The sequence below is a fragment of the Curtobacterium sp. NPDC086286 genome (genome assembly GCF_044746255.1).
GTDB lineage: Bacteria > Actinomycetota > Actinomycetes > Actinomycetales > Microbacteriaceae > Curtobacterium.
In genome coordinates this window covers 1-7,392 of record NZ_JBIVBW010000014.1, presented here as the reverse complement: position 1 = coordinate 7,392, position 7,392 = coordinate 1, and the positions used below count along the sequence as shown (strand labels likewise).

Genomic DNA, 7,392 nt, shown 5'->3' with positions numbered 1-7,392 from the left:
GCACCGGTCGCACCGCCTCGCCGCGCGGCCGGGGCCCCCGGCGGGGGGGGGGGGGGGCCGGGCGGGCGGCGGGCGGGGGGGGGGGGGGCCCGCGGCCCCCGCGCCTCCCGTTCCGCGCATGCGTCCGTGACGGACGCGTCGGTCGCTACGCGCGACCGCGGATGCTCCTGAGCAGCCAGCCGATGACGGCCAGGATGATGAGGACGATCCCGACCCACAGCAGGAACTTCAGGGCACCGACGAAGATGCCGCTGAAGAGCAGGACGAGGCCGACGATGATCGCGATGATCAGCAGAGCGGGCATGTGAGGGCTCCTTCCGTGTACCTGGACGATCCCTGTACTGCGCAGACGGTACCCGGAATCAGCCCACGAGGTTCTGCACGAACACGTGCGGGGTGAAACCGGTGAGGTCGTTGATGCCCTCGCCCTGGCCGATGAGCTTGATCGGGATGCCCGTCTTCTCCTGCACGCTCAGCACGAACCCGGCCTTGGCCGAACCGTCGAGCTTGGTGATGACGAGCCCGGTGACGCCCGCCCCCTCGATGAACGCCTGCGCCTGCGCGAGGCCGTTCTGGCCGGTCGTGGCGTCGAGCACGAGCAGGACCTCGGCGATCTCGGTCTGCTTCTCGACCACGCGCTTGATCTTGGTGAGCTCGTCCATCAGCCCGGCCTTGGTGTGCAGTCGGCCGGCGGTGTCGATGACGACGATCTCGGTGTTGTCCCTGATGGCCTTCTCGACCGTCTGGTACGCGACCGACGCCGGGTCCTGCCCGGGCTGGGCCGGTCGCACGACCTCGACGCCCGCTCGCTGCGCCCACGTCGCGACCTGCTCGACCGCGGCGGCGCGGAAGGTGTCCGCCGCACCGACGAGCACCGTGCGGTCGTACGTCTTGAGGAACTTCGCGAACTTGCCGATGGTGGTGGTCTTGCCGACGCCGTTCACCCCGACGACGAGCACGACCGCCGGCCGGTTGCTGAGCTTCAGCGTGGTGTCGAGCTTCGACAGCCGTTCCTCGAGCACCTCGCGCAGCATCCGCTGGAGATCGGCGGGGTCCGTCGTGCCGTAGCGGTCGACGCGCGCGTGGAGGTCCTCGATGATCTCGTCGGCGATGTCCGGGCCGAAGTCCGCACCGATGAGCGCCGTCTCGAGGTCCTCCCACGTGGTCTCGTCGATCGTCTTGCGCTGGAACAGCCCGCGCAGCCGGGAGGACAGTGACCAGGAACTCGCCATGTTCCCAGCTTAGAGCGCGGCGCATGTGGGCGGCGCCCGGTACGCTCGGGGACACGAAGGGGAGTATTCCTCCTCGGTGTCCCCGTCAGTACGGTCCGGAACGATCCGGGCCCGGGGCGCCGGTCGTGGTCAGCACCCAGTGCGGAGCGCGGCGGAAGAGACCTTCAGGCCTCGGCGTACCCACCACCTGGTTGCGCCCATCGACCTGAAGGAAACCCGTGGACGTCCCACTCTTCGTCTGGCTCCTCACCATCGCAGGCATCCTCGCGCTGCTGGTGTTCGACTTCTTCTCGCACGTGCGCACCCCGCACGTCCCGCACATCAAGGAATCCGCGTTCTGGTCGGCGTTCTACGTCGGACTCGCGATCCTCTTCGGTGTCGGCATCCTCGTCTTCGGCGGCGGACAGGCCGGCGGTGAGTACTTCGCCGGGTGGCTGACCGAGAAGGCACTGTCGGTCGACAACCTGTTCGTCTTCCTCATCATCATGACGAGCTTCGCCGTGCCGAAGGAGTTCCAGCAGAAGGTCCTGCTCGTCGGCGTCGCGATCGCCCTCGTCGCACGCGGCATCTTCATCGCCCTCGGCGTCACGATCATCGACAACTTCTCGTGGGTGTTCTACCTGTTCGGCGCGCTGCTCTTCTGGCTCGCCTGGTCGCAGGCCCGCAGCGGCAACGACCACGGTGGCGACGAGGGTGACTCCCGCCTGATCCGGATCCTCAAGCGCGTCATCCCGACCTCGGACCACTACGACGGCGACCGCCTCACCACGAAGGTCGACGGCAAGCGCCTCTTCACGCCGATGCTGCTCGTGATGGTCGCGATCGGCCTCACCGACGTGCTCTTCGCGCTCGACTCGATCCCCGCGATCTTCGGGCTGACCCAGGACGCCTTCATCGTGTTCACCGCGAACGCGTTCTCGCTGCTCGGGCTCCGCCAGCTGTACTTCCTCATCGCCGGACTGCTCGAGCGCCTCATCTACCTCGGGCAGGGCCTCGCGGTCATCCTCGGGTTCATCGGCGTCAAGCTCGTCTTCCACGCCATGCACGTCAACGAGCTGCCGTTCATCAACGGCGGCGAGCACATCGAGTGGGCTCCGGAGATCCCGATCTGGTTCTCGCTGGGCTTCATCATGCTGACGATCGCGGTCGCCACGGTGGCGTCGCTCGTGGTGTCGAAGCGTCGCCAGGAGCGCGGGCTCACCCCGACGGGCGAGCCGAAGGAGGCCGTCGAGGCCGACGCGCACTAGTCGCAACCGCCTGACGGTCTGGAGGCGCGGTGCCGGCTGGCACCGCGCCTCCCGTCCGTCGTGTGGTCGCGGGAGCCGGCGGCGCGCCGAGACTCGGCCCTGCGGACAGTTTCGCGGCCGCGAGGGCACGAAACTGTCCGCGGAGCCGAGTCTCGGACTCGGGCCTACGCGACCGCCGGCTCCGGCTCCGGCTCCGGCGACCGCTTCTGCACGCGCTGGCCGACGACGGCGGAGACGCCGTCCTGCCGCATCGAGACCCCGTACAGCGCGTCGGCGATCTCCATCGTGCGCTTCTGGTGCGTGATCACGATGAGCTGCGACGACGCCCGCAGCCGCTCGAACACCGTCAGCAGCCGCCCGAGGTTGGCGTCGTCGAGCGCCGCCTCGACCTCGTCCATGATGTAGAACGGCGACGGTCGGGCGGTGAAGATCGCCACGAGCAACGCCACGGCGGCCAGGGACCGCTCGCCGCCGGACAGCAGGGTCAGCCGGTCGATCTTCTTGCCGGCGGGCTTCACCTGCACCTCGATGCCGGTGTTCAGCAGGTCGTCGGGGTTCGTCAGCGTGATCGACCCGGAGCCGCCGGGGAAGAGGATCGGGAAGATGACGTCGAACGCCTCCTTCGTGTCGTCGAACGCGGACTCGAAGATCGTCTGCATCTTCTGGTCGAGCTCGTCGATGATCGTCATGAGGTCGGTCCGGGTCTTCTGCAGGTCCTCGAGCTGCTCGGCGAGGAACGCGTGACGCTGTTCGAGCGCCTGGAACTCCTCGAGCGCGAGCGGGTTCACCTTGCCGAGCTGCCCGAGGTCCCGCTCGGCCGCCTTGAGCCGTCGCTCCTGCTCGGCGCGGACGTACGGCACCGTCTCGACGTCGGCGGGGTCGACGTCCTCGGTGGCGTCGAACTCGGGCAGGGCGGGGCCGCCCGGGAGCGTCGACTCGGCGTCGACCAGTTCGACCAGGTCGTCGTCGGCGTCGGTCGGCGAATCGGCGTCGGTCGGCGAGTCGTCGGACTGGAGGCGCGGCTCGGCCCCGTCCTCCACCGTCGCCTCCGGCACGGCGCCGTCCAGGACCGTCTCCGCCGCGGCGGCAGCGGCCGCGCGCTCGGCGTCGCGGTGCTTCCGCGCGAGGACCCGGGGGTCGATCAGGACGTCCACCGGGACCGGCACGTGCGGCCCGTACTCAGCGACGAGCACGGCCTCGACGAGCCCGAGCTCGCTCTGCGCCCGGTCGAGCACGCCGGACACGTGCAACTTCTTCTCGTAGATCTCCATCTCGAGCGAGTGCACGCCGTCGGTGATGGACTGGAGGCGGTCGCGGAGCTCGCGCTCCTCGTTCCGGATCGTCTGGAGCTCGGTGTTCCGCTTCGACCGCTCGGCCTCCTCGGTGGCGAGCTGCACGCGCGCCTCGGCGAGGGACCGGTCGACGGCACCGAGCAGCCCGGGCAGGTCGGCGAGCACGTCCTCGGCGACGGCTATCTGGCCACGGCGGATCACGGCGAGTCGTGCGGCCTCCGCCGCTGCGGCGCGTTCGGCCTCGAGTTGCCGCTCCAGCTGGTCGGCGCGGGTCCGCTCCGCCCGGACACGCTCGCGGACGGTCTCGACCTGGATGCGCTGCTCGATCTCGGCGGCGCGTGCGGCCTCGAGTGCGTCCTGCAGCCCGGGGCGCTCGGACGCGTCGACGACGGGGCGCGGACGGTCGGCGAACTCCTGGCGCGCACGTTCCGCCTCGGCCAGGGCCGCCTCGGCAGCCTCGACGGCGCCGTCGGTCTCGGCGAGGGCTGCGCGCAGTCGCTCGACCTCGGCGGCGGCGTTCTCCACCTTCGCGCGGGTCGACGCGCTGGTCCGGTCGTACTCCGCCTTCGCCCGGGCGTGGGCGCGCGAGGCAGCGTCCGCGTCGTCCGCCGCGCGACGTGCGTCCTCGACGGCGGTGCGGGCGGCCTGGAGGCGCGTGGCCGCGTCCTCGGCGTCGCGCGCGATCGCGTCGCGGCGGGTCACGGCGTCGTCGCGTTCCGCGACGAGTTCGATGCGCGAGGTCACGCGCTCCCCGCCGCCCGTCACGCGGACCGCACGGACGAGGTCACCGGACCGCGTCACCACCGTGGCCTGCGGGGCGGCGGTGAGCACCGCCTCCAGGTCGACCCCGTCGGTGTCCGCGACCAGCGTGTCCCGCAGGATCGCGGCGATCGCCGGCGGACCCTGCACGAGGTCGAGTGCGCGACGGACACCGGCCGGGAGCCGCTCGGGCAGTCCGGACGGCGGGGCGTCGGCGTCCGCGACCACGACGTCGATGCGTCCGATGTCCTCGGTGCGGGCGTGCGCGACGGCATCGAGCGCGACGGACCGGTCGTCGGCGAGGACGGCGTCGGCGAGCCCGTCGAGGGCGATCGCGATCGCCCCTTCGAACCCGGGCGTCACGCTGAGACGGTCCGCGAGGCGACCCACGATGCCGTCGCGCCCGGCCTCGATGAGCGCTTGCGAACCGTCACGGACGTCGATCGACATGCCGAGCGCGGCGACACGGGCGTCCAGGGCGTCCCGCTCGCGCTCGAGGGCGTGCAGGCGGTCACGGAGTTCGTCACGCGCCGCCTGGGCCGCTTCCTGCTGCTCGCGGGCGGTCTCGAGCGCGGCGGTCAGCGCGTCCTCGTCGATGCCCTCGGACGGATCGGCGCCGAGTTCGGCGAGGGCCGCAGCCGCCCGTTCGGACCGCTCCCCCGCCTCGGCCAGCGCCCGCTCGCGCCGTTCCCGGTCCGCCACCGCGGAGCCGCGCTTCGACGTCGCCACGTCCACCGCGGACCCGAGGCGCTGGGCCTCGAGGTCGTGCTGCGAGACGAGGGCTGCCTGGGCGGCGATCCGTTCGTCGAGGGCGTCGAGCGCCGCACGGGCCGCCTGCACCCGCTGCGCCGCCACCGCCGTGCCGCCGGTCATCTCCGCCGCCTGCGCCTCGAGCCGGTCCGCTTCGTTCCGGACGCCCTGCACCTGCTCCGGCGTGATCGTGGGACCCTGCTGCGGCGCGTCGGCCTGCTGGGCGAGGAACATCAGGCGCTGGTTCGCCAGGCTCGACAGGCCGCGGAGCCGCTCCTGCACGCTCTCCAGCCGGTGCACCACCGTGCGGGCCCGGTCGACGTCGTCGCCGACCATGCTCTGCTCGACGTGCTGCTGGCGGGCACGGGTCTGGTCGAGCCGTTCCTGCAGCACGATGCGCTCGGACTTGCGGCCGGCCTCGACCTCCTGGTGCTCGTGGAGCTCGCGGCGCAGGCGGACGACGTCGTCGGCGAGGATGCGGGCCTTGGCGTCACGGGCGACCGCGGCGACCGACTGGGCCTTGCGCGCGACCTCGGCTTGTCGTCCGAGGGGCTTCAGCTGGCGGCGGATCTCCCCCGCGAGGTCGGACAGGCGCGTCAGGTTCGTCTGCATCGCGTCGAGCTTGCGGAGGGTCTTCTCCTTGCGCCGACGGTGCTTCAGGATGCCGGCGGCCTCCTCGATGAAGCCGCGGCGGTCCTCGGGCGTCGCGTGCAGGACCTTGTCGAGCTGGCCCTGGCCGACGATGACGTGCATCTCACGACCGAGGCCGGTGTCGCTCAGGAGCTCCTGGACGTCGAGCAGACGGCAGTTCTCGCCGTTGATCGCGTACTCGCTGCCACCGTTGCGGAAGAGCGTGCGGGAGATCGTGACCTCGGAGTACTCGATCGGCAGCAGGCCGTCGGCGTTGTCGATCGTCAGCAGCACCTGCGCACGGCCGAGCGGACCGCGCGTCGAGGTGCCCGCGAAGATGACGTCCTCCATCTTGCCGCCACGGAGGGTCTTCGCCCCCTGCTCCCCCATCACCCACGCGAGGGCGTCCACGACGTTGGACTTGCCGGAGCCGTTCGGGCCGACGATGCACGTGACGCCCGGTTCGAACGCGAACGTCGTCGGCTGCGCGAAGGACTTGAACCCCTTGATGGTCAGGCTCTTCAAGTACATGCGGTCTCCGGATGCTCTGGTTGGGCGTCAGGCTAACGCGTGCGACGGCGTGGGCGTGGTTGGCACACGGGGCAGATGTGGCTCGATCGGTTCATGAAGGCCTCACGCACGATCGTGGTGCCGCACCGGGGGCACGGCTTCCCATGCTGCCCGTACACGTGCAACCGCTGCGAGAAGTACCCGGACTGCCCGTTCACGTTGACGTACTGCGCGTCGAAGCTCGTGCCGCCGTCCTCCAGCGCACGGCCGAGGACGTGCCGCACCTCGGACAGGAGGCCGTGCAGGTCGGCGCGGGTCAGCCGCTCGGCCGGGCGGTCGTAGTGCAGCCTGGCCGCCCAGAGGGACTCGTCGGCGTAGATGTTCCCGATGCCGCTCACGACGCCCTGGTCGAGCAGGACCCGCTTGATGCCGCTCGAGCGCTTCCGGGCGGCGGCGATGAAGCGGTCGTCGTCGAACGCGGGGTCGAGCGGGTCGCGTGCGATGTGCGACACCTGCTTCGGGATGCTCCGGCGCCACACGGCGTCGGGATCGACCTCGTCGACGTGTCCGGCGGAACCGGCCGGCGCCCCGTCGATCGTCGGGACCATCTCGTCGATCGCCATCGAGCCGAACGTGCGCTGGTCGACGAACTCGAGCTCGACCGGGGGCTCCGGGGAGCCGTCGCGGTCGGTGCCGGTGGGCTGGACGTCGAGGAGGATCCGTCGGTGCTTCGCCGCCTCGCGCCCACGGCCGAGCAGGATCTGACCGCTCATGCCGAGGTGGGCCACGAGGGCCTCGGGTCGGTCGCCCTCGTGCTCGGGATGCAGGGGCATCCAGAGGAACTTGCCACGACGGACCGCGGCGGCGATGGTGCGACCGGTCAGGCGGTCGGCGAAGTCCTCGGCCGGACCGTCGTGCCGGGTCAGTGCCCGGTCGTCGACGACGTCCACGTGCAGGACCCGCGCGCCGCTG

General features: G+C 71.2%; 5 protein-coding genes. 1 reads left to right on the top strand and 4 read right to left on the bottom strand.

The features are described from left to right. Positions 1-145: 145 nt before the first annotated feature. Entirely contained in the window at positions 146-304 is a 159-nt protein-coding gene (locus ACIPKM_RS18345; RefSeq protein ID WP_139199230.1) for a DUF4175 domain-containing protein, read from the bottom strand. Positions 305-362: 58 nt separating this feature from the next. After that, positions 363-1,232, bottom strand: coding sequence for a signal recognition particle-docking protein FtsY (ftsY, locus tag ACIPKM_RS18340; RefSeq protein WP_402737290.1), 870 nt, complete (start codon positions 1,230-1,232; stop codon positions 363-365). Between the two features lie 218 nt (positions 1,233-1,450). Between ftsY and ACIPKM_RS18335 the strand changes: the two genes are divergently transcribed. Continuing rightward, positions 1,451-2,479: a TerC family protein gene (locus tag ACIPKM_RS18335; protein WP_070416415.1), complete on the top strand. Its 1,029-nt coding sequence runs from the start codon at positions 1,451-1,453 to the stop codon at positions 2,477-2,479. Between the two features lie 164 nt (positions 2,480-2,643). Here ACIPKM_RS18335 and ACIPKM_RS18330 read toward each other — a convergent pair whose 3' ends face one another. After that, positions 2,644-6,441 (bottom strand): AAA family ATPase, encoded by a 3,798-nt coding sequence (locus tag ACIPKM_RS18330; RefSeq protein ID WP_402737289.1) that lies wholly within the window; start codon positions 6,439-6,441, stop codon positions 2,644-2,646. Between the two features lie 32 nt (positions 6,442-6,473). Next, on the bottom strand, positions 6,474-7,392 hold a 919-nt coding region (mutM, locus tag ACIPKM_RS18325; protein ID WP_402737288.1), incomplete at its 5' end, for a bifunctional DNA-formamidopyrimidine glycosylase/DNA-(apurinic or apyrimidinic site) lyase.

What these genes read in the sequence shown, in the direction of transcription:
- ftsY (WP_402737290.1), bottom strand. Translation starts at nt 1,232, where the DNA reads ATGGCGAGTTCCTGGTCACTGTCCTCCCGGCTGCGCGGGCTGTTCCAG.
- ACIPKM_RS18330 (WP_402737289.1), bottom strand. Translation starts at nt 6,441, where the DNA reads ATGTACTTGAAGAGCCTGACCATCAAGGGGTTCAAGTCCTTCGCGCAG.
- ACIPKM_RS18345 (WP_139199230.1), bottom strand. Translation starts at nt 304, where the DNA reads ATGCCCGCTCTGCTGATCATCGCGATCATCGTCGGCCTCGTCCTGCTC.